The organism is Chitinimonas arctica (assembly GCF_007431345.1).
GTDB classification, from domain to species: domain Bacteria; phylum Pseudomonadota; class Gammaproteobacteria; order Burkholderiales; family Chitinimonadaceae; genus Chitinimonas; species Chitinimonas arctica.
Genome location: NZ_CP041730.1, coordinates 3,789,693 through 3,814,556, shown reverse-complemented (window position 1 = coordinate 3,814,556; position 24,864 = coordinate 3,789,693). Strand labels below are relative to the sequence as shown.

The following is a 24,864-nucleotide window of genomic DNA, read 5'->3' as shown; positions in this document are numbered from 1 at the left end:
AGGCATGGAAAGCCGCTCAACGGCGCCGCAACCAGATCAAGCGCGCGGAGCTTGAGTTGTCGCGCGTCAACATGGCGCGGTAGGCAACCTTCACACGACCAAAGCGAGCCTCGACGTCTGTCAGGAAGTAGTCGCTTTTGATACTGAAAATATTGCTTGTGGATAATTGCTGGGTCAATTGCTGGGAGCCCAGGGCCGCATAGAAGTCCGCAATATTTTGAAAAGGCTTTTTCTTCGCCTGCGCCACCAATGCCTCGGCCTGGCTCAGGGATATTTGCGGCACCAAGGCATTCAGTACTTCAGCAGAGACAAAATTGACATTGACGAACGAAGCGGGCCCGCTAGGAGGGTATGGCAGCGCCGACACGTTCGGCATCAATTTCTCCACCAGCTCATCGCTGAACCCGCGCACCTGGCGTAATTCCTCGACGTCGAATAGCGGTCCATTGGCGGCTCGGCGCGGCGGATTCATGGCCATGTATTCGTTATCCTCCGCCCCACCTGGGTTGCGTACATTGCTGCCCTCATCCAGCCAGTCGGCCAGGGCATTGAGCAAATCCGGGGAGCCTCCCGCATTCGCCAGTAGTGTCTTGAAGGCGTTCTCGTAGATGGCGAGCTTGGCCGGGTCGGTTTCCAACAAATTATTTAGATTGAAACGTCCCTGAACATCGTAGATCTTGCCGTCGGCCATCCCCTGCTCAATAGGCAGATTGCTGATGGGAATACGCCAGCTATCCGTCTCGCCGTCATAGAGATTCTGCTTGGCGTCGTCCAGGAGTGTCAGCAGACTGAAATCCACCGCCGAACGTGCGACCACCCGCGCCTGGGTCATATCGAGCTGATTGGCCACCTGTCGCAGCCAAAGACTATGGCGAAAGGCCATGGCGCCAGCAATGGCCGCCACCAGCGCCGCGATGGCGACGGCGGTGATAATGGCGATACCGGCTTGTTTTGAGGGACGGGTTCTCATGGCAGGGCAAACAACCTGGTGATGACTTCGCCGCTCTCCAGCGTCAGGGTGATTTCCACTCCGCGAGGTAAGGCCGTGATCTTGGTGGCCTGACCTGCCGGCCAGCTAAGTTGCCACTGCTTACTCTGATCGAGAAACCTCAGCTTGAAATCCTTGACATGATCGAGCAAGGCCAGCGCGGTGGGCTCGGTGCGGGGCGCCTGATGAAGCGTATTCCACAGCAGCAACTCCAGATGCCCCTGCCGCAGTCGATAACCCAGATGGATCAAACGATCACCGTCGTAGCGCACCAATTCCAGCAGTGCACCGCTGCTATTGAGCGGGCCAGCCGCTCCCTGCAAGGGATCCACGGTGGACCCGAACTGGTTGATGTAGGACCGGTTCGCGGCCTGGGAGAAATCGTCCTCGAAACGCGCCATGGCGACGGTCAGTTCCCGCCATTTCCGGTTGTCGGCGTCCATTACCTGCTTGGCGATGGCCATCCGCGCCACGCCCTGATAGGCGATCACCGCCAGTACGCTGAACACCGCCAGCGCGATCAGGATTTCGATCAGGGTGAACCCTTTGCGATTTCTCATGGTGGTATTCTAGCGATGAAGCCCACCAGGACAGCATCGGCATGATCGCTTTTCTCGTTTGGGTAGACCTTGACTTCCACTCGTCGAAACGACTTATTGGGTAAGGCGCCGACCTTCTCGCGCCAGAAGAATTCCATGCCGGCCTGGGTGGTCTTGCCCTCATGCTGGCCCAGCTCGGGGAAGTCCTTACTGGCCAGATAGGCATTGATGCGGTTCTGTGCGACCCAGCCACCGACCAGGTGACGGCGCAGCGACATCGAGCCGTCGCTGACGACGATGGTGGCCCGCACCGAAGCGGCCAGGGCAATGCCGATCACGGCCAAGGCGATCAATACTTCGATCAGGGTAAAACCAAGCTGCCGCTTCATGGCGTGCTTGCTCCCGGGGTAACCGGCAAGACAATCGATAAGCGGCCCAAGCCATCGGCGACCAATCGACGGGTTACGTCGCCGGTCCTCAGCGTCAGGGCGAACGGTGCATTGACGCCCGATGGCTGGAACACCAGCCGTCCGTTCGGGGCCAAGGGCTGCAGATTGACCTGCACACCGTCCATCGTCACCGCGTCGGGCAACTGCCGGGGGCGCAACACCTCGTCGTTGTTTATGGGCTCCCATAGCGGCGGAGCTTTCTGTATCCAGAAAGCGTAGCTGCGCTGCCCAGGCTGGAAGGCCAGCGGCGCGCCACTCACGATAGCCTCGTCCCGCGCCGATTCCAGCAAAAGCGAGAGCCGCTCCGCCTCGCGTTGCAGGGTATCGACGTCGTTACCGCCAAAGCGCACCGCCGCCAGCGTGACGATAATGCCGATGATGACCAGCACCACCAGGATTTCGATCAGCGTAAAACCGAGCGGCCTCGGTGATGGCGGGCGTGTGCGCATGGGGTGTATCACAGCATCCAGGAGCCGATATCGGCGTCGTAGCTCTCGCCGCCGGCCTTGCCGTCTGCGCCGTAGCTCATTACATCGATTTCACCCTTGATGCCGGGATTCAGGTACAGGTATTCACGGTTCCACGGGTCGTGCGGCAGCTTGTCCAGATAGGCCTTCCAGTTGGAGGGAACCTGGCCGGCGGTCGGCTTCTCGACCAAGGCCTTCAGTCCTTGTTCGGTGGCCGGGTAATTGCCGTTGTCGATCTTGTAGAGCTTGAGCGCCTGCACGATGGATCGCACGTCCTGCTGCGCCGCGGCGACGCGGGCATCGTTCGGACGGTCGAGGATCTTGGGGACGACCAGCGCGCCCAGGATGGCCAGGATGGCGATCACGACGAGGATTTCGATCAAGGTAAAACCGCGTGAGCGGGTGCGTTGCTGCATGGATGTTTCCTTGCCTACTGGTTGGTCTACCCCGGCCAGCCAGCCGGGAACGGGGGGAGTTTACAACTGGAGCGGTAAAACCTGCGCACTGCAAACCACAATGCCTCAACTCAGGCCCGTTACCCCGGCCGGGAAACGGCTTTCGTTCTTGTCGAGCTTGGCGAGAATGGCGCTCGCCACGTCGATTTCCAGGCGATTGGCGAAGGCCAGTGCGTAGATCAGCACATCGGCCAGCTCTTCCGCCACTTCGGCCTTATCCACTCGCTCGGTGGCCGGCGGCGACCATTGGAAATGCTCCATCAGTTCAGCCGCTTCGATCGCGATACTCATGGCTAAGTTCTTGCCATTGTGAAATTGCTGCCAATCGCGCGCCGCGGCGAAGGCTGCGACACGGGTCTTCAGTTCGGCCAGCGTGGTCAGATCATCCTTGGCCATCTACTTCACCAGTTGGTTCATTTCAAATACCGGCAACAGAATGGCCAGCACGATCAGCAGCACGGCGCCGCCCATCAGCAGCACCATCAAGGGTCCCAGCAGGCTGGTGAAGGTCGCGACCTTCTGTTCCAGTTCACCGGCCTGCTGCCGGGCGGCCTTGTCCAGCATGTCCTCCAGCCGGCCGCTGGCTTCGCCGCTGGCGATCAGGTGCACCAGGACCGGCGGGAACAGCTTCTGCCGGTCCAGCGCCTTGGAAAGCTGGGCGCCTTCGCGCACATCGCGCGACGCACTGTTCACCGCTTCGCGCAGCACCAGGTTCTCCACCACCCCGCCGGCAGCCTCCATGGCCTTCAGCAGGGGCACGCCGCTGCCGACCAGGATGGACAGGGTGCTGGCCAGCCGCGCGGTATTGCTGGCGCGGTTGAGCCGGCCGAACAGGGGCAGCTTGAGCAGAAAGCGGTCGAAACGAAAGCGGAAGGCCGGACGTTTGAGCAGGCGGGTAAATCCAAAGCCGGCCCCGCCCAGTACGATAAAGCCATAGATGCCGTATTCGCGCACACCGGCCGACATGGCCAGCAGTACCCGGGTCAGCAATGGCAGCGTCTGCTTGGCGCCCTGGAAGACGCCGACCATTTGCGGCACCACCCACCAGAGCATGCCGACAATGACCAGCATGGACACCGACAGCACCACGATCGGATAGACGAAGGCCAAGGTCACCTTGGACATCAAGGCCTGGCGGGCCTCGATATAGTCGGCGAGCCGCGACATCACGCCGGCTGCCTTGCCCGACTCCTCGCCGGCCCGCACGATGGTGCGGTACAGCTCGGGGAAGACCTTTGGGTGACGGGTAAGTGCCACGCTCATCGGCGCCCCGGCCAGCACTTCGCTGCGCACCCCGGCCAGCACATCGCGCGCGCGCAGGTTTTCGGCCTGCTCGATCAGCACGGTCAGGGCCCGCTCGATGGTCAGGCCGGCATCGAGCAAGGTGGCGAACTGCCGCGTGATCAAGGCCAGCTCGCCGGTCGACACGCCGCCGCTGCGGCGTTGCCGGTTGCCGGTGTCGGTCTGCGCCAGCTCGTTCATCTCGGTGACCCACAAGCCTTGGTCGCGCAGACTGGTGCGGGCCAGCTTGGCATTGTCGGCCTCGACCACGCCTTCGCTGGCGCGGCCACTGGCATCGAGCGCCTGGTAACGGTAACCGGCCATATCTAGGGTTGCTCCTGCACTTGCGTAAGGGGACGGCCAGCCTTGGCCGGATCGGCTTGTCCAGGCGGGGCCGGCAGCAAGCCAAGCATGCCGGCGATCACGGACAGCACCACACCGACGATCAGCCAAGCCGCGAAATAGTGCAGAAAACCCTTCAGCACATATCGACTCGACATACCGGTCGCACGGGACAATGCAGTGGCCAGGACCCAGAACTGGTAGACCAGCAGCGCGATATGGGCCAAGGTGCGCAAGCCCCCCGGCAACAGCGCGAGCAAGGGACCGAGCAGTTGGCCGCTGGACGCGAGCACGACCAGCGGAAACAAACTGCCCCGGACCTTGCTGGCGGGGTCTCGCTTCAGCCACCAGCCAAAGAAGAAGGTCAGCATCAGCACCGTTACCCAGGTTAAAGCCAGGCTCAGGGTCAGTAGCATTGCAATCGGTGCATCGCTGCCGGCCAACGCCAACAGCGGGGGCACGACCGCCAGGAAGCTCAGCCACAGTACCGGCAACCACCAGTCATAGGCGTAATGTTCGAGCGCTTTGACGCGAAAGCGGGCAAGGTCGAGAGCGTCCTGGAAAAATGGTGGCATAGGGTACAAAAACAAAGCCGCCGATACGGCGGCCCCAAGATGAGTCGGGAATCAGCCTTTGTGACAGTCGGTGCGATCTTCCACCTGCTGCACGATCAATTCGAAATCCTGCCGCAGCGGGCTTGTCCGCTTGGCGGCCAGATAGTAGCGCTTGCAAGCCTGTACCGTAAACGGCACATCCTTGGTCACCGGCTGGGAGAAGCCGGCTACCGGCGCCGCCGCCACCCGCAGGGAGTGCTCGCCAGGTTCCACCCGCACCGGATTGACATCGATGGTGTATTCACGGTCGATAGCCAGGATGCGCACCGGATAGGTATGCAGTTCGGTCTTGCCGAACTGGCGGCTGCCGTCCAGCAGGCTGGTATTGTTCACCGTCATACCGGCGCAGGCCGACAGCCCCGCTACCGTACCGGCAATCAGAAAAACGGAAAACCTGTTCATGATGCCTCCCGCCACAGTGTTGTGCCGCGCGCCAATCCGCTGGCAGCATCCATCCTACACCGCCGCCCCCGGAAGGGTGGCATCGGCCGGATAAGTGCGCATGCCTGTGAGAGACCACGCAACAGTCGCGTTGTTCAGTCGAACACCACCGTTTTATTGCCGTAGACCAGTACGCGGTGATCCAGATGCCAGCGGACCGCCCGGCTCAGCACGATGCGCTCCAGGTCGCGGCCCTTCTGGATCAGGTCGTCCACGGTTTCCCGGTGGGAAATACGGGTCACGTCCTGCTCGATGATGGGGCCGTCGTCCAGCACCTCGGTCACATAGTGGCTGGTCGCCCCGATCAGCTTCACGCCGCGTGCATGGGCGCGGTGATAGGGCTTGGCGCCGTCGAAGGCCGGCAGGAAGCTGTGGTGGATATTGATGACGCGCTGCCGGTAGGCCGAGGTGAAGTCGTGCGACAGGACCTGCATATAGCGCGCCAGCACGATCAGGTCCACGCCATGCTCGCGCAGCAATGCCTGCTGGGCGGCCTCGGCCTCGGCCTTGTTGTCCTTGTTCACCGCGATCACCTCATAGGCCACGCCGTAGAATTCGGCGATGCGGCGGCAATCTTCATGATTGGAGATCACCAGCGGAATTTCGCAGGCCAGCTCGCCGATCTGCCAGCGATGCAGCAGATCCACCAGGCAATGGTCGTAACGCGACACGAAAATCGCCATGCGCGGCTTCTGCGTCGAACGCCGCAGCTGCCACTGCATGCCGAAACGTTCGGCAATCGGGGCAAAGGCGGCATCGAAGGCCGCCATATCCAGGGCAAAGCCGTCCAGGTCCCATTCGATGCGCATCAGGAACAAGCCGGCATCGTCGTCCTGATGCTGGTCGGCGTGCAGGATATTGGCGTTATAGGTGTAGAGAAAATTGGCAATGGCCGCCACCAGGCCTTTACGGTCGGGGCAGGAGATCAACAGGGTTGCGGTATTTTTCATCGGCGGAGTCCAGCGGAGGGCGCGCCGGAGCAACTGTGGGGCCCGGCCGCGCATAAATGTGCAAGGCCGCAACGGTAACATGCCGCCGGCAGTTGGATCGCTATGGGAAAGCCCCCGGGCGGCATGCGTGCCACAACGCGGCGGCTGTTGTCGCATTAGGCCGACAAGAACAAATCAAACGCTTGTTTCAATTGATTGTTCGGTGCTAAGTTGCGGTGAAATAGCCAGCCCAGAGGCTAGGGCGCCATGACGCGCCCCACCTGCCGGTGCTATGCTTCATGCCCTTTCGTGCCCGGCACGAGACCCCAATTTACCATCCGATGATCCCCAGCGGAGGCAGTGTGAAAATCCTGGTCGCAGTTAAGCGCGTTGTTGATTACAACGTCAAAGTCCGAGTCAAGGCAGATGGCAGCGATGTCGATATCGCCAATGTGAAGATGTCGATGAACCCCTTCGACGAGATCGCGGTGGAAGAAGCCGTGCGTTTGAAGGAAGCCGGCAAGGCCACCGAGATCGTCGTGGTCTCGCTCGGCATCAAGCAGTGCGAAGAGACCCTCCGTACCGCCCTGGCCATGGGCGCCGACCGCGCCATCCATGTCGAGACCGACGCCGTCCTGCAGCCCCTGGCCGTGGCCAAGCTGTTGCGCGCCGTGGCCGACAAGGAACAGCCGCAATTGATCATCCTGGGCAAGCAGGCCATCGACGACGATGCCAACCAGACCGGCCAGATGCTGGCCGCGCTGATGAACCTGCCGCAAGGCACCTTCGCTTCCAAGGTCGAGCTGGCCGACGGCCGCCTCAACGTCACCCGCGAAATCGACGGCGGCCTCGAAACCGTGTCGCTGAGCCTGCCGGCCATCGTCACCACCGACCTGCGCCTGAACGAGCCGCGCTACGTCAAGCTGCCCAATATCATGGCCGCCAAGAAAAAGCCGCTGGACAAAGTGAGCCCGGCCGATCTGGGTGTGGACCCCGCACCGCGCCTGAAGCAACTCAAGGTATCCGAACCGCCGGTGCGCAAGGCCGGTATCAAGGTCGGCTCGGTCGCCGAGCTGGTCGCCAAACTCAAGAACGAAGCGAAGGTGATCTAAATGTCGATTCTAGTGATTGCCGAACACGACAATGCTTCGCTGAAAGCCGCCACCCTCAACACCGTCACCGCCGCAGCCAAGCTGGGCGGCGATATCCATGTGCTGGTCGCCGGCCACAATGCCGGCGCCGCCGCGCAAGCGGCCGCCAAAGTGGCAGGCGTGAGCAAGGTGCTGCTGGCCGAGGCCGCCCACCTGGCCCATCCCCTGGCGGAAAACCTGGCCCCCATCGTGGTGGAACTGGCCCGCGGTTACAGCCATGTGCTGGCGCCCGCCACCACCCAGGGCAAGAACCTGCTGCCGCGCGTGGCCGCCCTGCTGGACGTGGCACAGATCTCCGACGTGATCGCCATCGAATCGGCCGACACCTTTGTCCGGCCCATCTACGCCGGCAATGTGATCGCCACCGTGCAATCCAGCGATGCGATCAAGGTCCTGACCGTGCGTACCACCGCCTTCGACGCGGCGGGCGACGGCGCTGCCGCGACGATAGACAACATTGCCGGCGGCAGCGATACCGGTGTGTCGCGCTTTGTTTCGGCCGAGCTGACCAAGTCCAGCCGGCCCGAACTGGGCGCTGCCAAGATCGTCGTCTCGGGCGGTCGCGCCCTGGCCTCCAGCGAGCAGTTCCATGCCGTCCTGGAGCCATTGGCCGACAAGCTGGGCGCCGCCATCGGCGCCAGCCGCGCCGCCGTCGATGCGGGCTACGCACCGAATGACTATCAAGTCGGCCAGACCGGCAAGATCGTCGCCCCGCAGCTGTATATCGCCGTCGGCATTTCCGGCGCGATCCAGCACTTGGCCGGCATGAAGGATTCGAAGGTTATCGTCGCCATCAACAAGGACGAAGAGGCCCCGATCTTCCAGGTAGCCGACTATGCCTTGGTGGCCGATCTGTTCACGGCGGTGCCGGAACTGATTGCCGAGCTGAACAAGTAAAGCCCGGAACGGTCACTGCGGTGGCCGTTTTTTAAGTCGCACTTACCGAGCAAGCGCTCGAATTGGAGAATGCCATGAGCTATAAAGCCCCCCTTGCCGATATGCGTTTCGTGCTGAACGAGCTGGCCGGCCTGAGCGAAGTCGCTGCCCTGCCCGGCTATGAGGAAGTCAATCCGGAGCTGGTCGATGCCATCCTCGACGAGGCCGCCAAGCTGGCGGAGAACGTCCTGGCGCCACTGAACCGGGTAGGCGACCAGCACGGCAACAAGCTGGCCGACGGCGTGGTCACCACCGCCCCCGGCTTTCGGGAGGCTTATGGCCAATTCGTCGAAAATGGCTGGGTCGGCCTGCACGCCCCCGCCGAGTTCGGCGGCCAAGGCATGCCCAACCTGGTCGCCACCGCCGTGGAGGAGATGTGGAAAAGCGCCAATATGGCCTTCTCGCTCTGCCCCCTGCTGACCTTGGGCGCCATCGCCGCCATCGAACACCACGCCTCGGATGAATTGAAGGCCACCTATCTGCCGAAAATGGCCGAAGGCAGCTGGACCGGCACCATGAACCTGACCGAACCGCAAGCCGGTTCGGACCTGGCCCAGGTGCGCAGCAAGGCTGTGCCGGCCGAAGACGGCACTTACAAGATCAGCGGCCAGAAGATCTTTATCACCTATGGCGAGCACGATATGGCCGAGAATATCGTCCACCTGGTGCTGGCGCGCCTGCCGGACGCCCCGGCCGGCGTGAAGGGGATCTCGCTGTTCGTGGTACCGAAGTTCCTGGTCAATGCCGATGGTTCGCTTGGTGCGCGCAACGATGTGAAGTGCGTGCTGATCGAGCACAAGATGGGCATCCATGGCAGCCCGACCTGTGTCATGAGCTATGGCGACAACGGCGGCGCCACCGGCTGGCTGGTGGGCGAAGCCAACCGTGGCCTCAACTATATGTTCACCATGATGAACGCCGCCCGCCTGGGCGTGGGCGTCGAGGGCATGGCGCTGGGCGAGGCCGCCTACCAGAAGGCCGTGAGCTATGCCCGCGACCGGGTACAGTCGCGCGAGTTGGGCTCGGACAACCCGGCCCCGGCCGCCATTATCCGCCATGCCGATATCCGCCGCATGCTGATGACCATGCGCGCCCTCACCGAAGCCGAACGGGCGCTGACCTACTACGCTTGCGCGGCCCTGGACAAGGCCGTACGCCACCCCGACGCGCGCGAAAAGCAGAAGTGGAATGCCGTGGTCGGCTTCCTGACCCCCATCGTCAAGGGCTGGAACACCGAGAACGCCAGCCGCATCGCCAGCCTGGGCGTGCAGGTCCACGGCGGCATGGGCTTTATCGAGGAAACCGGTGCGGCGCAATACCTGCGCGATGCCCGTATCAGCACCATCTATGAAGGCACCACCGGCATCCAGGCAATGGACCTGGTCGGCCGCAAGACCGCCGCGGAAAAAGGCCTGAGCGCACAAGCCCTGCTGGGCGAGGTGGAAGCCGTGGTGGCCCAGCTGGAAAGCGCCGGCCTGGGCGATATCGCCGCCAGCCTGCGCAAGGCGCTGGCCCATGCCCGCACCTGTACCGCCTATGTGGTCGAGCATTTCGATGCAAGACCGAAGGAAGTCGCGGCCGGCTCGGTGCCTTTCCTGGAATTGCTGGGCCTGACCCTGGGTGGCTGGCAGTTGGCCAAGTCCGCCCTGATCGCCAAGCGCCAGTTGGCCGACGGCGAAGGCGATGCCGCCTTCCTGCAAGCCAAGCTGATCACTACGCGTTTTTTCGCGCTGTCGCTGCTGCCACAGACAGCCAGCCTGGCCGAAGTCATCCTGCACGGCGCGGACAGCGTACTGGCCTTGCCGGATGAAGCTTTTTAATCGGCCATAGCGTCCAAACGGCAAAATGGGCGGCCTCGGCCGCCCATTTTTCTATTTATCGCACCTGCTCGATTTCATTCCGGAAGGGTATCCGTCCCACTGTGTTCCACCCGCTTTGCCTGCATCTCGATTGTTGCGATCTTTTTCTTTATCGAGACAATAGCCATGCCATCCATCGAGGATGCTTCTTCGGGAAATGCCAGCGCGGCGGAACGAACAACCGGCTCATCGGCTTGTAGCTTATCCTTGCGCATATCGGTCGCTACATTGACGCCAATCAAGGACGCAACCAACAAGGTGAATGCCGGGAAAAAAACCATCATTGCTATATCTCCACTCAATTGACCAAGTTGTAAACCTGAATTCACACGCCTTGATCACCACAAATTACCCCCACTCTTCAGGCACAGAGATCAAACCAGCGAAGCATCTTATTCGCTCCTCAATTACTTTCGCTCATCCGAATGCCAAGCTCGGCAGTGTGGGCAAAAGCAGGCCTGTCCGCCAATAAGCGACCCTAAGCCTGCCTAAGCGAACGCTAAGCGCGTCTATCCGGCGCGGGCAATCGTGCTACTTCGGTGCAATGATGGCCGCATCCAGCCTGCGCATGACCACCTCGTCCACCTGCTTGCTGCAGAAGAAATAGCGGAGTGAACCGGGCGGCGCATCGGGATAATGGCGCAAGGCCAATTCCACCCCTTCGTCTCGCAGCAAGGCTTGCAAACCTTCAGCCTCTTCCGCCGCGAATACCGACGCATCGGCCAGTCGCCGCACCACCATACGGGCCAGGCTGAGATTACTCTCCGATACCCGCACCAATTGCGCCTTGGCATTATTCATCCAACTATCCAGCACCTCGCCATAGGAATAGCCCTCGGGTTGCACCAGCCGCAGCCCGGGCGTAGCCAGCAGGGCCTGGAGGCTATTGATTCCTTTCAGCTTGGTGTTATCCGCCCGCACCAAGGCCACCGGCGGCCGATCCCGATAAAAGGGCTGGCTGAACTTGCCGAGCATCAAGCGCTCAGGTGTTTTGAAACGGCCGACGGCACAGGCATATTCCAGGTTCTTTTCGATCAGGGCCATATGCCGGTTAAAGGGCGCCTCGCGTAATTCCAGCATGATGCCGGCGCGGGTCAGCGCGGCCATGGCCGGCTCGCCCAGCAAGCCGCCCAGCGCGCCATTGCGGAACTGGGTATAAGGGACGCGATTTTCATAGTAGATCAGCAACAATTCCGCCCGGGCGAACGATCCCGTCAGCAGCAAGATCAGCGCTGTCGCATAGGTGCAGCGCTTCATTCCCGCCCCCGCTGGCTGGCGCAAGGTGAAGAGTTGCCGACAGGGGCGGGCTGATTTAGGTGCATGGCAAGCTTCCGGCTGGGCGAGGCATATGCGAGCGATGCCTGCTTTCGTTGTAGCAGAGTCCACCACGCTTGAACGGGCTCCCGGCAGATCAAGCGATTGACAGGTGAACGGGCGTTGGCCCAGGCCCGGCCTGCGGCTACAATCGTCGCTTCCCCAAGCACTGGAAGAGACCACGATGGGCTTTCTCGCCAACAAGAAGATTCTGATCACCGGCCTGCTGTCGAACCGCTCGATCGCCTATGGCATCGCCAAGGCCTGCAAGCGCGAAGGGGCCACGTTGGCCTTTACCTATGTCAACGACAAGCTCAAGGACCGGGTAGTGGAAATGGCCCAGGAGCTGGGCAGCGATATCGTACTGCGCTGCGATGTCGGTTCCGATGAGGAAATCACCGCCATGGCCGCCGATCTGGCCAAGGTCTGGGACAAGGTGGACGGCATGGTGCACTCGATCGGCTTCGCCCCGCGCGAAGCGCTATCGGGCGACTACCTGGACGCGGTCAGCCGCGAAGCCTTCCAGATCGCCCACGATATCAGCAGCTACAGCTTTGCCGCCCTGGCCAAGGCACTGCGCCCGCAGCTGAGCCAGGATGCCGCCCTGCTGACCCTCAGCTACCTGGGCGCCGAGCGCGCGGTGGTCAACTACAACGTGATGGGCCTGGCCAAGGCCAGCCTGGAAGCCAATGTACGCTATATGGCGGCAGCCATGGGCGGCCAGGGCGTGCGGGTCAACGGTATTTCCGCCGGTCCGATCAAGACCCTGGCGGCAGCCGGCATCGCGGGGTTTTCCAAGATCCTGCACCACGTCGAGGAATCGGCTCCGCTCAAGCGCAATGTCACCATCGACGAAGTCGGCAATGTAGCGGCCTTCCTGTTGTCCGACCTGGCTTCGGCGGTCACCGGCGAAATCATGCACGTCGATGCCGGCTACAGCACCGTCGCCGCAGGCATGGGGGAATAAACCTAGAAGCCTGCCACTGCCAGGTATTGTGCCAAGCCGTATAGATTGCGGGTGGTAGGCGAATAGCTCAGCAAGGACGTCTGGTTGCCGAACAGGCTCTGCAGTTGCGACTGGCGGGCCTGGGCCGAATTACCGTCGGCCTGGGTCGAGGCGCGCAAGCTGGCCGTGGTTGTTCGTAGCTGGCCGTTGAGCGCGGCGTTGCCCGCCGTTTCGATCCGGTCGGCGGCATTGCCCAGCAGACTGGCCACCCCATCGGGATTGGCTTCGAAGGCGCGCTTGAATCGCGCGTCATCCACGGTCACCCGGCCATCGCTGGCGGTCTCGATGCCCACCTGCGCCAGGGTCAGCCTATCCCTGCCCTGCCCTGTTTCCGCCCCGCTGAAAGCACGGTCGATGTCGCTGGAGATACGGCGGCTGAGTCCATCCGATTGCAGGCTGCCGGCCTGCGCCCGAAAATCATTCAAGGTTTCGGCCAGGCGCTTGGCGCTGCCGCTCGCCTGCACCACATCGCGCTTGAAATCGATACGGGCGCTGCCGGTCGCCTCGATATTCAAGGTAGCGCCGTTGACAGCACCCTTTACCTGGTTGCTGCCGCTGACGAAGGCACGGCCGTCCACGGTCAGCTCGGCATCTTGAGCGGCCCGCAATTGGGTCTGATTACGCCCCGTGCCGGGCACTTCGGTCGGATCGAAGGCCAGCCGGGAAAGCCCCTGCGCATTGTCGGTGTTGTTGTTGTCGCTATCGCTGACACGGATACGGAAGGCCTGCTCGGTGCCGGTATCCTTGCCCGTCACTTCCAGGCGGAAATTGCTGCCGTCCTGCACCACCTTGGCGCTGACCCCCGCATTGGCGCGATTGATCTCGTTGGCGATACCGCTCAGGGTGCCGTTGCCGGCCGAAATGGAAATGGTCGTGGCCGGCTTGGCCGAGGCGGTGAAACTATTGGTCCCGCTATTGAAGCGGCCTTGCTCGATGGTGATGCTGCCGGTGCCGATAATGGTCGAATCGCGATCGATAAAGGTTTGGCTTTGCAAGCGCTGCGACTCTGCCTTCTGGCCAACCTCGATAGCGGCCGACTTGGGCAGGGCGGACGATTTGTCCACGCTGGCGGTGATCAGCTTGTTGTCCGACACCCCACTGACGGTGGCAGCTTCATCGGCGGTATCGATCCCGCCCAGCGAACCCTTTAGCCTGGACAAAGCCGACTGCAATTTACCGTAGTCGGACAACCGTACCAAAGAAGAACTAGGCTGGCGCAAATTCCCATCGATACCTAGCGCATTCGCGCCGCGTTCGGCAGCATTGAAACCGATGTTGGGAAGGCGATAAGGATCGTTGGATGCCAATCCATAGCTGCGACTCAAGATGTCGCTGAGATTGGAAAGATTCATGGCAAGCTCCTGAAAAGCATACCGGCGGCTGTCATAATATTGTTAGCATACGCTGTATTTCGGACCAAGCGGACACCATTCGGCTGATAAGGGCCACGTCTGGTCAGGGTCCATATCAAGGAATAAATCGATGTGCCAGTTAATGGGCATGAATTGCAATGTGCCCACCGATATCTGCTTTTCGTTCGACGGTTTCCGCCGTAGAGGCGGCGAAACCGACCACCACGCCGATGGCTGGGGCATAGGCTTCTTCGAGGGACGCGGCTGCCGCCTGTTTATCGACTGGCAAGCCTCCAGCTGCTCGCCCATTGCCGAGCTGGTTCGCAGCTACCCCATCCAGTCCACCAATGTGATCGCCCATATCCGCAAGGCCACGGTGGGCCGGGTATCGCTATCCAATACCCATCCTTTCCTGCGCGAACTTTGGGGCCATTACTGGTTGTTTGCCCATAACGGCGACCTGAAGACCCTGCCGGAACTGGACGGCAGCCGCTTCAAGCCGGTGGGCGATACCGACAGCGAATACGCCTTTTGCTGGCTGCTGGAACGGCTGGCCCAACGCTTCCCCACCGAGCCCGCCCAGGCCGAACTGCATGCTGCCCTGGCTGAACTGGTTCCGGAACTGGCCAGCCATGGCTCGCTCAACTTCCTGCTCTCCAACGGCACCTGGCTGGCGGCCCATTGCGCCACCAACCTTCACTACATCGTGCGGCAGGCGCCATTTGGGCAGGCCCATCTGATCGACAAGGACGTCAGTGTGGATTTCAACGCCCTGACCACACCCAAAGACCGGGTAGCCTTGATTGCCACCCAGCCGCTGACAGACAACGAACAGTGGACGCGCATGGAAGCAGGCGAACTGGTGATATTCGCGGACGGCGTACCGCGACGCCTATAAGCGGCGCGGCGCGATATCAATCAACCGTACATTCGAAATCCTTCTGATTGACCGAATTCCCCAGCACCGATTCGATCGGCTTATTAGTGCCCTTATCGGTTGCAATCGGCACGCCGCTGCTGGGCGGTAGCGCGATAGGCGGACTGGTGGTGGTGGCGACGAAACCAAACTGGCCAGCCGCGTATTCCTGCTGGCCGCCTTCGTTGCTGGCGGTGATTCGCCCTTCCGCCACATCCAGGTAGAGCCCGTCGCCCGGCGCGACCCCGGCGTTGTTGCGGTAGTCGTCGCAGTCGCTTTCCTCTTTTTGGCAGAATAACAGGCCGAAATTGGTGCCGCGAATACCGATGGTAGCCGTCGGCGTGGCCATGCGGTAGCTATCGACGCCACTGCGTTTTCCGACCAGCCCGGTCACGGCCCGCAAACCGCCTTTCACCAACCGAAAAAATGCATTGTCTTCCTGCGGCTTGGCCTGGTCGAACTTGTAATCGTCGATACGCAGCTGGGTATTGGGACGCAGCGTCAGCTCGCCGCCATCCGAGAACTTGAGCCTGGCATAGGTGTTCACCCCGGTTGCCAGGGTGTCGCCGCTATCCACCAAGGATTGCATACCCAATATCTTCACGCCGCCATCCAGCTTGCGCGCCGTCAGCACGCCCGCCAGCTGCGTGACCGTACCAGCCTGCGCTGCATAGGCGGGCACCAACAGCAGCACGCTGAGCAGGGCGATCAAAGGACCGTAACGGCCCGGCTCAGCACTTCTTGGCTTTTCTGCGCTTTTCATCGCTGCTCCCGTTGGCCTTATCGTCCGACTGACTATCCGTCTTTTGCTTGGTATCCGACTGCTGATCGATCTTCTGCTGCTGGTCGTCCTTGACCTCGGCCGCGTCGTTGATCTGGGTGCCCACATTGGATAGACCGGTAATGGTCTGGGTCTGGGCCTGGTCGGTACTGACCGGCACGCCGCCATCGTTCGACAGGATAACGCCGTTGCGGTCGCGCACCACGCTGTTGCCGATGGCGCTGGTCAATTTCAGCTGGCCTGCCGGCACATCCGCACCCAGTTCGATCTTGCCGCCCGCATTCACATTCAGCTGGCCGCCGCGAACGTTGGTCAGCCCCGCCGCTGCCGACAGCACACCGCCCTGGCTGGCGCTGACGGCTACCGAGCCGGTACCCGCATCCAGGTAGCCCAGCACCACATCACCCACGGCCTGGTAGGCGATGCCGCCGCCATTGGTCGAAGTGGCCGCGCCGTTCGCCATGGTCAGACCGCCGGTGAGCGCCTTCAGATTCACGTTGCCATTGCCACCCAGGCCGATATTGCCATTCTGGGCGATGCTGCCGCCGGCAGTGATATCGCAACCACCGGTGGTGGACTGGAGATTGCCGTTGAGGGTGATATCGTCGTCGCCGGTATTCTCGCCGGAACGCAAGGCAATGCCCTGGCCGGCCTGGATACCGCCGCTGCCGATCTGCATCGGGCTATGGGTGATCAGCTCTATCGTACCGGCCGCGACCACGGTGTCCACGGTAGTGAGACCGCCATTCGCTTCGATCTTGATGTTGCCGCTGCTGGAGGAGGCCGACAGCACGCTCAGCGCGAGAGAATTGACCAGGTCCACATTCCCCACCGCCGCGACCTGCAATTTATTCAGGCTGGTACTGGGCAGGCCGACCCGGCCGCCGGCGGTCAGGCTGGCGGTATCCGCCCGCAAGGTGTTGCCGGTACCGATGCCGCTGAGGATATCCCCCTGCGAAGTCAGACTGATCTGGCCGGCGGTGATCTCGCCGACCAGCATGCCGCCACTGCTCTGATTGGCGTCCAATTTACCGCCGGACAGCGCGATGCTGCCGCCGGTTTGCTGGAAGCTATTGGCCACGGTCAGTGCGGCCGCGCTGAAACTGCCGCCGCTCTGCTGCCAGCCGCCCACATTGGCGGAAGATGCCACCGCCAACTGTCCGCCCGACATCGCCACATTACCGCCGCCGCTCAATTGCTCCAACTTGGTATCGCCCTGCAGGGTCGCGTCGTAGCTGACCGTCACGCCGACGGGCAGCACTACCGCCGCCACGTTTTGCCGATCCGGAATCGCCCCGCCGGTCCAATTGGCCGCCTCGCCCCAGCTGCCGCTATTGCCGCCCACCCAGTTCACCGAAGCCAGGCGCAGGATTTCGCCGCTGGCCTGCAGGCTGCTGGTACCCAAGGTGTAGTTACCGGCATCCTGTCCGGCCAGCGCCAGCTGTGTGACCGTGATGGCCTTGCCGATGCCGACGTGTCGGTCGGCATATTCGCCTTTCCCGGTGACATTGACCGCATCGCCCGCGACCAGGCCTTCGAGAGTGCCGAAATTGCTCAGGGTCGCCAGCGTATTGCCGTCATAGGTCTTGGTATTGCCGCCGGCACTGCCGCCCAGGGTCAGGGTGGCCGGGGTGATGTTGGCGCTGAATCCGCTGGGTAGCGTGACCAGGTAGTTGCCCGCATCGGCGCCGCTCAGAATCACACCGCTCACGGTCACCGCCTTGCCGGCACCCACGTTCTTGTCGCCAAACTTGGCATCGAGCCCACCGGCGCTGACATCGTCGCCGGCTATCGTGCCGCTCAGGCTACCCGGATTGCCCAGCAAGGCGACCGTGGTCCCGTCATACACCTTGTTGGCCACCGAAAGCCCGTTGAGTTGTACCGTCAGCGGGGTAATGGCCGCGCTGGTGGAAACCGAACCGGCGAAGGTGTAATTGCCGGCATCCATGCCGCTCAGCGTCAAGCCGCTGACACTGATGCTCTTACCCGTACCGACATGCTTATCGATAAAGGTGGCAGTGCCGCCGCTGGATGACACGTCATCTTCGACGATAATTCCGCTCAGGCTGCCCAGGCTGCTGATGGCGGCGACATTGGTGCCGTCGTAGACCTTGTCGCTGACCGCCACACCGCTCAGTGTGAGGCTCTTGGGCGTGATGTCGGCGTTGCCGACGACGGCGGCCAGAATCTTGTAATTGCCGCTATCGGTACCGCTCAGGGTCACCCCGCTCAGGGTCACCGGTTTGGCCAAACCGGCATGCTTGTCCGCGAAGCTGGCCGAGCCGCCGCTGCCGCTGACCACGTCGGCGCCGACGATACCGGTCAGGCTGCCCAAGCTGCTTACGTTGGCCATGTCGCTACCGTCGTAGACCTTGTTGTCGATCACGGTGCCGCTCAGGGCCAGGTGCTTCTGCGTGATCTGCGCGGTGGTACTGACGGCGGGATTGAACAGGTAATTGCCCGCATCCGCCCCGGTCAGTGTCAGGCCAATGATGGTGGCCGCCTTGTTGGTGCCCACGTTCTTGTCGATAAAGTTGCCCGTGCCGCCGCTGATGCCGACGGTATCGCCGCCGAGCACACCGCTCAAGCTACCGAAACTGCTGATCGTTGCCGTGGTATTGCCGTCATAGGTCTTATCGTTGGCGAGCACGCCGGACAAGGAAACCGAGAGTGGCGAGATGGTACTGGTGAGATTGTCCACATAGCTCACCGTGTAATTGGCGTTGTTCACGCCATCGCCCACGGTCACGCCGCTGACATGGACCGTCTTGTTGCCGCTGCCGACGTTTTTGTCCGCAAAGGCAAAGGTACCGCCGCTGACGCTATCGCCGGCGTACACGGTACCGGCGGTGACGACGGCTGTACCAGCCGCGCTGATGCCCGCATCGTAAACCTTGCTGACATTGCCGGTACTGACCGACAAACTCGCCGGATTGACCATGCCGACATTGCCCATGGCACTGGTAGAGGCCAATTGATAGCCGAGGATAGGCACATTATTGCCATCCTTGGCCGTCACGGCGATGCCCGACACCGTCACGGACTTGCCGGAACCCGCATTCTTGTCCGCCAGGCTCGCCGAGGTCCCGGTCGGCGTGAAGATATCGCCCAGCGCGATATCGGGCGTGGCGGTATAGGTGATGCCGGTGGTCGAGATCGCGGTGGTGCCGTCGTAGCCCTTGCTGGTCGAACCGCCCAAACCCACAGTCACGGTAGGCGCCACGCTATACAGCAAGCCATTGCCGCTGCCCAGCACCGTGCTGGTGCCCGCGATGGCATTGTATTGCTTGAAATCCGGGATCAGCCCGTTCAGGGTATCCAGGGTAGGGTTGGTCGACCAGATCTCGTAATGTCCGCCGCCGCCCGGCACCAGTGCGCCCGCACCCATGCGATGGAAGTTGCCGGAGGTGGCCAGGATGACATTCCCGGCCGAGCTGCTGACCGCGCTTTGCAGCGTAGCGTCGCCCCCCGCGCCGAACAGCACGCCGTTAACGCCGGAAATGGCGCTGGCCGCGCTGATGTCCAGCGTACCGCCGGTGACCAGCTTGGCGATATCGGTGGCCGTCAGCACCAGGCTACCCGTGGTGAAAGGCGTCGTTGCCCCGCTGCCGAGCGTAACGTTGTGACCGGACAGATTGGCGCTCGGGCTGAGGGTCAAGAGTCCGCCCAGGCTTTTCAGGGTCAGATCGGACGTGCCGGTATTGATGGAGGCGATATTGTAGGTATCGACCGCCATGGCCGACTGCAGGAACAGACGGGCATTGGCGCTCAGCTCCAGCGTATACAGCTGGATATCGTGACTGCTGACCAGATCGACCGAACTCAGCCCGCCCCCGCCGAAGGAAAGATAGAGTTGGCTGGCGGTCCCGGTCCATGAAGCAATCTTGAATGGCGAGGCCTCGGTGCCGACGCTGCCGGTGTAACCGCCTTCGCCGTTATTCTGCAGATAGATATTGTTGCCGCGTACCACGCCCGAGGTACCGGTCGAGGTCAGCGCATTGCCCGGTGCCAACAAGGTCACGCTGGGCGCCGCCACCTGGGCATCGTTGAGGAAGATGCCGCCACTGCCGGTAAGTATTGCCGAGCCCGAGGTATTGTTGGTCACCCCCGTGCCGGCGATCTGCAGTGCCGAACTGGACCCCACATTGATATACCGCGAGCAGCCGCCGCCGCTGCAGTCGATCTGTGCCTGCAATTCATCGATCTGGTTGCTGCCGATGCCCAGCGAGATATCGGTGGCCGCGCCCGATGTGCCCGACGTCATGGCGTTTAGACGCTGGACGGTAATCGGCACACTCTGGCTGATACCGCCGTTGGCCACCGTGAGGTTGGCCGTACCGTTCCAGCTCAGGCCAGCCAGCATCAGCGTCACACCGCTATCCACCGACAAGGTATTGCCGCTGCCCGTCAGGGTGGCATCCAGGCTCACCGAGCCACTGCCGCTGGTGAGGCCGCTCAGGCTCGCATCGCCACCCGCGGTGGTCAGCTTCACCACCGAGCTGTTGATGGTGCCGGTCTGGCTGATCCCGCCCGAACCGGCGTGCAATTCGACCTGCGAGCCGCTCAAGCTGGCGTTGTCCAGCAGTATCTGGTTGAAGGCGATCAGCTTCATCACGCCGCCGGACGTCAGGCTGACGGAGGGATTGAGCTTGACGTCGCCGACCGTGGATTCGAGCGTCATATCATAGGCGAGCGATTGCGTGCCCACGCTGGAATCGAAGATCAGGTGATTGGCAACCGACAGCGTGACATTCGTTGTCGCCCCGGTGATAAAGCCCACATCCTGATCGCAACCCGGGCCCACGTTGGCGCAGACGGTCCAATTGGCGGGATCGAGCAGTAAATGCCCCACTTTGCCCTTGGCGGCGCGCGTATCGACATCGGCCTGGAAACTCAGCTGTTGCTTGCCCGATATTTCCACATTGCCGCCGTTGCCGCCGAGCGCGCCCCCCCTGGCGCTGACCTTGCCGAGCGCATGGGTGCGCTGGTCGGCCCAGACCACCGCCGTGCCGCCATCGCCCCGTCCGCCGGCATCGGCGTTAAGCCTGGCCTTCTCGCCCAGTGCCGTGAACTGGGCATTGCGTACCGCCGGATTGGCGCCATGGAAATCGCCGCCGACCAGGATGCTACCGCCGCCGTCCCGGCCACTGGCGTCGATCAGGGCATCGACGCTGACATCGTTACCCAACAGACTGGCCAAACCGCCCTTCCCGGACTGGTTCGACACATCCACGTCGCCATCGACCTGCAGCCGCCGGCCCGCGTCCACCTTCACTTCGCCGCCCTGGGCGCGGGTCTGGCTACCCGCGGCCAGGGTGATATCCGATCCGGCCTTGAAGACGATCTGCCCGCCCGCGCCCCGTTCGGCCCGGTTGGCGATGGCCACCCCCTGCTGCCGAATGGCCGCCGCGAAGATGCCGATACGCCCTTGCTCGGCGATCAACTGGCCGACATTGACGGCCTCGCCCCTATCCGCGCTCAGCTTGACGCGCAGGCTGGTATCCACGCCATCGACCAATTCCACGCTATGGCCGGCCGCCAATACGATCTCACCCTGAGGCGACACGATCACGCCGCTATTCTCAATCGCCGGCGCGATCAGATAGACGAAACCACCCTGGCTGGTATTGAGATGGGCTGCATTGCGGATGGAACCGCCCTCGCCGCCCTGGAAGCGCAATCGGCCGGACTGGAAATCCTGATCGCTGATATTGAGCGTGGAAGCCACCAAGCCGGCGGTATCGACTTGCGCGCCCTGGCCGAACACGATGCCATTGGGGTTGATCAGGAATACCCGACCATTGGATTGCAGTTGGCCGAGGATCTGGGACGCATCCTGCCCGATCACCCGGTTCAGCACCGCACTGTCGCCACCCTGCTGCACAAAGCGGGTCAACTCGCCCTGGCCGATGGAGAAGGACGACCAGTTGATGATGGCGCCAGGCGTATTGGCGATCAGCAACTGGTTGCCCTGCTGCTGAACGCTGGCGCTGCCGGACACCACGGTGGCGCCGGCGGGGTTGGCCAGCGCGGTGGGGCAGTAGCAGGCAAGGGTCGCCAGGACGAGCGAATTCAGCACGAAACGGGGCTGGCGCATATTACTCATATTGACTCCTTCCGCCACACGGCGGAGGCGAACGGGTCGCCGGAATGGTCGGATTTCGGTTCAGCGGCGGGTACGCTATGTATCTAGTAGGAAACAATGGCGGAGACATGAGCCTTGGTATCGCTCTTGTCCTGTCCGGCAATGTCCTTCAAACCCTTGGCAATATCTAAACGAACCGAGGCATGCTTGCCCCAGCCCAGCCTTATCCCCACCCCCGCACCGGATAGTTCTACGCTATCCGTTTCGCCTGCCAGCGCGTCGTTACGCGTCAACCGGCCCCAATCATAAAATGCCAGCATACGCAGGCTGAGATTTTGCCAACCCAGCCGCTTGCCCATATCGGGCGTATAGGCCTCCAGGTTGAACGAAACACCCTTATCGTTGGCCAGCACCCGTTCCTCGTAGCCACGGATGCTGTTGGCGCCCCCCAGGCCGAACTGCTCGCCCGATGGCAGGGCATCGCCGCTGAACTGGCTATTCAGGGCCAGATGCCCGGTCCAATCGGCCGGCAGGGTCAAATAGGCATTGCCGCCAAAGCGACCAACGCTGTAGCGGCTCTTGGCGCCGACCCGGCCGGAGGGCGCCACGCCAGTGCTGTCGGCGCGTCCCAGATCGGCGCCTTGCGGCAGGTTACGGGCCACGGCCGCGTTGAAATCCAGCGACCAGGTGCTGTTCTGCCATTGGCCCTGATAAGCCAGGCTGACCGGCCGCACGATATAGCGGCTACCCGGCAGCCGTCCGCCCGTGCCAAAGGTCGTCTGCGTATCGAAGCGACGCCAGTCCAGTCCCCACACCAGCTTGTGCTGGTAGGCGCCACGGCTATCCAGGGCCTGGTTATAGCGCGCCCCCGCTACCGAGCCCTTGCCGCTGATATTGAACAGTCCCTGCAGGGCGCCGGAATCCACGCTGGAGTAACCGGCGAACAGGCTGAGGCTATCGCCCCGCTCGTAAAATGGCAGGCGGTAACCCGCGCCGAATATCTTGACCTTGCTGGGACGCTCCGGCGACGTGGTGAGCTGGCCGGTCAACACATGGTCGCGATCGAATAGATTGGCATGCTGGAAACCCAGCGACAGGCGCGTATCGCCGGTTTCATGGGTGCCGCTGTTGTCCAGGCTGGAAAACACCCGCCAGGGCTTCTCGTCGCTGACCTTGACCTCGGCATCGACCGATTGCGGGGTCGTACCGGATTGCAAAGTGACGGTGGCCCGCCGCGACGGGCTCTCATTGGCCAGGCGCAGATTGGCGGCCATCTCGGCGGTATTGGGGATTTCGCCGGGGCGGAGTGCCGGTAGCGAGCGGCGGACATTGCCTTCGCCAAAATACTGATTGCCCTCGATCCGCACCTGGCCGAGGCGAGGCTCCACCACCTTGAACAGCACGGTGCCCTGGTTCAGCTCCTGCTCCGGCAGATAAACCTGCAAAGCCCCAAAGCCAGCCTTGCGATAGAGTCCTTCCAGCGCCTCAAGCGCCCGCTGCACATCGGCGAAATCGCGCTCCTCCCCGGTAAAGGGCTGAAGCGTGGCTTGAAGGCGTGCATCCGGCAACACGGTATTTCCTTCGACCCGGTATTGCCGAATCGAGAATTTAAGCGTTTCCGCCGCGTATACGGGAAAAGCGAGCGCAAGCAGAAGCGCGATACATAGCGGTTTCATCCGGACCTCGGGCGAGTTTTATGCACATCTACTTTAGACGGCGGCAGTGCCTATCGCCAGCGCGGCAACGCCCGGACACGGACGTCCACAATGCGCCGACATGCCGCCGCAAGCGAGTAATTATTGCCGCAGGGGGAACTTCGGCTAAGCAATGGTAACAAAGCGCGCGCTCAGAAGCCCCCTACCATGGACATCGATTGCAACAGCAACATGCCTTGCTCCGAAACATAGTGCCGGAAATTGAACTGTTTGAGCTGGCGCAACACGGTGCTCGGATCGAACTTGCCGGACGAAATCTGATCGCGTATCCGCTTGAAACGCCCGCACTCCAGCAGCAGCGCCTGCCGACGCTTGATCACCAGCTGGGCATGGTGTTTTTCGATGATGACCGACAGCTGTAGCCAAATGATCAGCCCGGCCGCCGTCCACCACCACTCGGCAAACAGGGCGATCACGCTGATCAGGACCAAGAGCAGATACCAGACCAGATCGGCATGGGGAAAATCCGGCGCCCAATTGCCCAGCTTGGGCCAATTGAGCTTGAGCTGGCTGATGATGCGCTCGCGGTCATTGGCATCTCGCTTGAGGCTGGCCCAGATGGCGTCGAACTCCAGTGCGATAAACCACTTGTCGAACAGCTTGGTCTGCAGCCAGGGGGTGCCGCGATACTGCTCCATCTTGGTGCTGAGCAATTGCCGGTAGCTGTCGCTCGCCAGCGGCGGCAGCAATTCCCACTCCGGATGAGCCAGCTGCCGTCGGACAATCAAAGGGAAACCCAGCACATCGATCAACTCGGCTCGCCGCGCCGCAATGGTGGACCTATCCAGCCGCTCATCCATCTTGTCCAGATCGGCGTATTCCTCGATCAGTACATCGAGCTTTTCCATGGGGGGCGATACCAAGGGATTCTTGACCAGGGCCCGCCGCAGGTTTTCCAGCTCCTCCAGGATAGGCGGCACCAGGTACTGGGCCTCCGGCGGCCAAGGCATGCGCAGCGCGCTTTCCACCTTGAAGAAGATATCTTCATAGTGGGAGGTAAAAGCCCGCTTGTACTCCTCCTGCGCCTGCGCATCCTTGTCGCGTTCACCGGTGTTCAGGGGCGACGCAGGCGGGCGCCGTTGCAGATCCAGCCGCAGCAGGTTGATCGTCTGGGTGAAATCGGGCGCCACGCCCACCTTGGCGAACAGGGGCGACAGTTCCTTGTAGCGCTGGCGCCACTCGTCCAGCTCTTTCCACACATCCCACTGCGGTTTCTTGTTATCTGCCATGACGGTGCGGCACCT

General features: G+C 62.2%; 22 protein-coding genes. 5 read left to right on the top strand and 17 right to left on the bottom strand.

The genetic code is table 11. The features are described from left to right. Positions 1–16: 16 nt before the first annotated feature. From gspK to purU, 10 genes are all read right to left on the bottom strand, one after another. On the bottom strand, positions 17–970 hold the full coding sequence (gene gspK / locus FNU76_RS17390; protein ID WP_144279362.1) for a type II secretion system minor pseudopilin GspK: 954 nt from the start codon (positions 968–970) through the stop codon (positions 17–19). After that, the gene (gene gspJ / locus FNU76_RS17385; RefSeq protein ID WP_144279361.1) at positions 967–1,548 is read right to left on the bottom strand and encodes a type II secretion system minor pseudopilin GspJ; all 582 of its coding nucleotides are present in this window, start codon (positions 1,546–1,548) and stop codon (positions 967–969) included. The genes gspK and gspJ overlap by 4 nt, the downstream gene beginning before the upstream one ends. Beyond that, positions 1,545–1,916 (bottom strand): type II secretion system minor pseudopilin GspI, encoded by a 372-nt coding sequence (gene gspI / locus FNU76_RS17380; protein ID WP_144279360.1) that lies wholly within the window; start codon positions 1,914–1,916, stop codon positions 1,545–1,547. The genes gspJ and gspI overlap by 4 nt, the downstream gene beginning before the upstream one ends. Continuing rightward, complete coding sequence (locus tag FNU76_RS17375) at positions 1,913–2,425, bottom strand: GspH/FimT family pseudopilin (protein ID WP_144279359.1); 513 nt, start codon at positions 2,423–2,425, stop codon at positions 1,913–1,915. The genes gspI and FNU76_RS17375 overlap by 4 nt, the downstream gene beginning before the upstream one ends. A gap of 8 nt (positions 2,426–2,433) precedes the next feature. Continuing rightward, on the bottom strand, positions 2,434–2,859 hold the full coding sequence (gene gspG / locus FNU76_RS17370; protein ID WP_144279358.1) for a type II secretion system major pseudopilin GspG: 426 nt from the start codon (positions 2,857–2,859) through the stop codon (positions 2,434–2,436). A gap of 105 nt (positions 2,860–2,964) precedes the next feature. Then, a complete protein-coding gene (locus FNU76_RS17365; RefSeq protein ID WP_144279357.1) occupies positions 2,965–3,294 on the bottom strand; it encodes a nucleotide pyrophosphohydrolase in 330 nt (109 codons plus the stop codon). Continuing rightward, positions 3,295–4,503: a type II secretion system inner membrane protein GspF gene (gspF, locus tag FNU76_RS17360; RefSeq protein WP_144279356.1), complete on the bottom strand. Its 1,209-nt coding sequence runs from the start codon at positions 4,501–4,503 to the stop codon at positions 3,295–3,297. Between the two features lie 2 nt (positions 4,504–4,505). Continuing rightward, positions 4,506–5,096, bottom strand: a complete 591-nt coding sequence (locus tag FNU76_RS17355) for a hypothetical protein (protein WP_144279355.1) — start codon at positions 5,094–5,096, stop codon at positions 4,506–4,508. A gap of 51 nt (positions 5,097–5,147) precedes the next feature. Beyond that, positions 5,148–5,537: a hypothetical protein gene (locus tag FNU76_RS17350; protein WP_144279354.1), complete on the bottom strand. Its 390-nt coding sequence runs from the start codon at positions 5,535–5,537 to the stop codon at positions 5,148–5,150. Between the two features lie 134 nt (positions 5,538–5,671). Further along, positions 5,672–6,526: a formyltetrahydrofolate deformylase gene (gene purU / locus FNU76_RS17345; RefSeq protein WP_144279353.1), complete on the bottom strand. Its 855-nt coding sequence runs from the start codon at positions 6,524–6,526 to the stop codon at positions 5,672–5,674. 341 nt (positions 6,527–6,867) lie between these two features. Between purU and FNU76_RS17340 the strand changes: the two genes are divergently transcribed. From FNU76_RS17340 to FNU76_RS17330, 3 genes are all read left to right on the top strand, one after another. Then, positions 6,868–7,617 (top strand): electron transfer flavoprotein subunit beta/FixA family protein, encoded by a 750-nt coding sequence (locus FNU76_RS17340; protein WP_144279352.1) that lies wholly within the window; start codon positions 6,868–6,870, stop codon positions 7,615–7,617. Then, the gene (locus tag FNU76_RS17335; protein ID WP_144279351.1) at positions 7,618–8,553 is read left to right on the top strand and encodes an electron transfer flavoprotein subunit alpha/FixB family protein; all 936 of its coding nucleotides are present in this window, start codon (positions 7,618–7,620) and stop codon (positions 8,551–8,553) included. Between the two features lie 74 nt (positions 8,554–8,627). Then, positions 8,628–10,412, top strand: coding sequence for an acyl-CoA dehydrogenase (locus tag FNU76_RS17330; protein ID WP_144279350.1), 1,785 nt, complete (start codon positions 8,628–8,630; stop codon positions 10,410–10,412). A 74-nt stretch (positions 10,413–10,486) separates the two neighbouring features. On the opposite strand, the gene FNU76_RS17325 is transcribed toward FNU76_RS17330, so the two are convergent. Together FNU76_RS17325 and FNU76_RS17320 are read right to left on the bottom strand one after the other, a co-directional pair. Continuing rightward, positions 10,487–10,735, bottom strand: coding sequence for a hypothetical protein (locus tag FNU76_RS17325; protein WP_144279349.1), 249 nt, complete (start codon positions 10,733–10,735; stop codon positions 10,487–10,489). 247 nt (positions 10,736–10,982) lie between these two features. Beyond that, entirely contained in the window at positions 10,983–11,708 is a 726-nt protein-coding gene (locus tag FNU76_RS17320) for a substrate-binding periplasmic protein (RefSeq protein ID WP_144279348.1), read from the bottom strand. 241 nt (positions 11,709–11,949) lie between these two features. Here FNU76_RS17320 and fabI point away from each other — a divergent pair, with 241 nt between their 5' ends. After that, the gene (fabI, locus tag FNU76_RS17315) at positions 11,950–12,732 is read left to right on the top strand and encodes an enoyl-ACP reductase FabI (protein ID WP_144279347.1); all 783 of its coding nucleotides are present in this window, start codon (positions 11,950–11,952) and stop codon (positions 12,730–12,732) included. Between the two features lie 2 nt (positions 12,733–12,734). Here fabI and fliD read toward each other — a convergent pair whose 3' ends face one another. Then, positions 12,735–14,123: a flagellar filament capping protein FliD gene (gene fliD / locus FNU76_RS17310; protein WP_144279346.1), complete on the bottom strand. Its 1,389-nt coding sequence runs from the start codon at positions 14,121–14,123 to the stop codon at positions 12,735–12,737. 130 nt (positions 14,124–14,253) lie between these two features. Here fliD and FNU76_RS17305 point away from each other — a divergent pair, with 130 nt between their 5' ends. Further along, positions 14,254–15,021, top strand: coding sequence for a class II glutamine amidotransferase (locus FNU76_RS17305; protein WP_144279345.1), 768 nt, complete (start codon positions 14,254–14,256; stop codon positions 15,019–15,021). 16 nt (positions 15,022–15,037) lie between these two features. On the opposite strand, the gene FNU76_RS17300 is transcribed toward FNU76_RS17305, so the two are convergent. From FNU76_RS17300 to FNU76_RS17285, 4 genes are all read right to left on the bottom strand, one after another. Then, entirely contained in the window at positions 15,038–15,802 is a 765-nt protein-coding gene (locus FNU76_RS17300; protein ID WP_179958163.1) for a FecR family protein, read from the bottom strand. Next, positions 15,771–21,926, bottom strand: a complete 6,156-nt coding sequence (locus FNU76_RS17295; protein WP_144279343.1) for a YDG domain-containing protein — start codon at positions 21,924–21,926, stop codon at positions 15,771–15,773. The genes FNU76_RS17300 and FNU76_RS17295 overlap by 32 nt, the downstream gene beginning before the upstream one ends. An 83-nt stretch (positions 21,927–22,009) precedes the next feature. Further along, the gene (locus tag FNU76_RS17290) at positions 22,010–23,581 is read right to left on the bottom strand and encodes a ShlB/FhaC/HecB family hemolysin secretion/activation protein (RefSeq protein WP_144279342.1); all 1,572 of its coding nucleotides are present in this window, start codon (positions 23,579–23,581) and stop codon (positions 22,010–22,012) included. 170 nt (positions 23,582–23,751) lie between these two features. Then, positions 23,752–24,849 (bottom strand): hypothetical protein, encoded by a 1,098-nt coding sequence (locus FNU76_RS17285; protein WP_144279341.1) that lies wholly within the window; start codon positions 24,847–24,849, stop codon positions 23,752–23,754. Positions 24,850–24,864 lie beyond the last annotated feature (15 nt).

Excerpts from the sequence above, each read along its gene's own strand:
- FNU76_RS17305 (WP_144279345.1), top strand. The coding sequence starts at position 14,254 with ATGTGCCAGTTAATGGGCATGAATTGCAATGTGCCCACCGATATCTGC.
- FNU76_RS17375 (WP_144279359.1), bottom strand. The coding sequence starts at position 2,425 with ATGCGCACACGCCCGCCATCACCGAGGCCGCTCGGTTTTACGCTGATC.
- FNU76_RS17330 (WP_144279350.1), top strand. The coding sequence starts at position 8,628 with ATGAGCTATAAAGCCCCCCTTGCCGATATGCGTTTCGTGCTGAACGAG.
- FNU76_RS17285 (WP_144279341.1), bottom strand. The coding sequence starts at position 24,849 with ATGGCAGATAACAAGAAACCGCAGTGGGATGTGTGGAAAGAGCTGGAC.
- fliD (WP_144279346.1), bottom strand. The coding sequence starts at position 14,123 with ATGAATCTTTCCAATCTCAGCGACATCTTGAGTCGCAGCTATGGATTG.
- FNU76_RS17350 (WP_144279354.1), bottom strand. The coding sequence starts at position 5,537 with ATGAACAGGTTTTCCGTTTTTCTGATTGCCGGTACGGTAGCGGGGCTG.
- FNU76_RS17290 (WP_144279342.1), bottom strand. The coding sequence starts at position 23,581 with ATGAAACCGCTATGTATCGCGCTTCTGCTTGCGCTCGCTTTTCCCGTA.
- gspK (WP_144279362.1), bottom strand. The coding sequence starts at position 970 with ATGAGAACCCGTCCCTCAAAACAAGCCGGTATCGCCATTATCACCGCC.
- purU (WP_144279353.1), bottom strand. The coding sequence starts at position 6,526 with ATGAAAAATACCGCAACCCTGTTGATCTCCTGCCCCGACCGTAAAGGC.
- gspF (WP_144279356.1), bottom strand. The coding sequence starts at position 4,503 with ATGGCCGGTTACCGTTACCAGGCGCTCGATGCCAGTGGCCGCGCCAGC.
- fabI (WP_144279347.1), top strand. The coding sequence starts at position 11,950 with ATGGGCTTTCTCGCCAACAAGAAGATTCTGATCACCGGCCTGCTGTCG.
- FNU76_RS17295 (WP_144279343.1), bottom strand. The coding sequence starts at position 21,926 with ATGAGTAATATGCGCCAGCCCCGTTTCGTGCTGAATTCGCTCGTCCTG.
- FNU76_RS17335 (WP_144279351.1), top strand. The coding sequence starts at position 7,618 with ATGTCGATTCTAGTGATTGCCGAACACGACAATGCTTCGCTGAAAGCC.
- FNU76_RS17300 (WP_179958163.1), bottom strand. The coding sequence starts at position 15,802 with ATGAAAAGCGCAGAAAAGCCAAGAAGTGCTGAGCCGGGCCGTTACGGT.
- gspI (WP_144279360.1), bottom strand. The coding sequence starts at position 1,916 with ATGAAGCGGCAGCTTGGTTTTACCCTGATCGAAGTATTGATCGCCTTG.
- FNU76_RS17325 (WP_144279349.1), bottom strand. The coding sequence starts at position 10,735 with ATGATGGTTTTTTTCCCGGCATTCACCTTGTTGGTTGCGTCCTTGATT.
- FNU76_RS17365 (WP_144279357.1), bottom strand. The coding sequence starts at position 3,294 with ATGGCCAAGGATGATCTGACCACGCTGGCCGAACTGAAGACCCGTGTC.
- gspJ (WP_144279361.1), bottom strand. The coding sequence starts at position 1,548 with ATGAGAAATCGCAAAGGGTTCACCCTGATCGAAATCCTGATCGCGCTG.
- gspG (WP_144279358.1), bottom strand. The coding sequence starts at position 2,859 with ATGCAGCAACGCACCCGCTCACGCGGTTTTACCTTGATCGAAATCCTC.
- FNU76_RS17355 (WP_144279355.1), bottom strand. The coding sequence starts at position 5,096 with ATGCCACCATTTTTCCAGGACGCTCTCGACCTTGCCCGCTTTCGCGTC.
- FNU76_RS17320 (WP_144279348.1), bottom strand. The coding sequence starts at position 11,708 with ATGAAGCGCTGCACCTATGCGACAGCGCTGATCTTGCTGCTGACGGGA.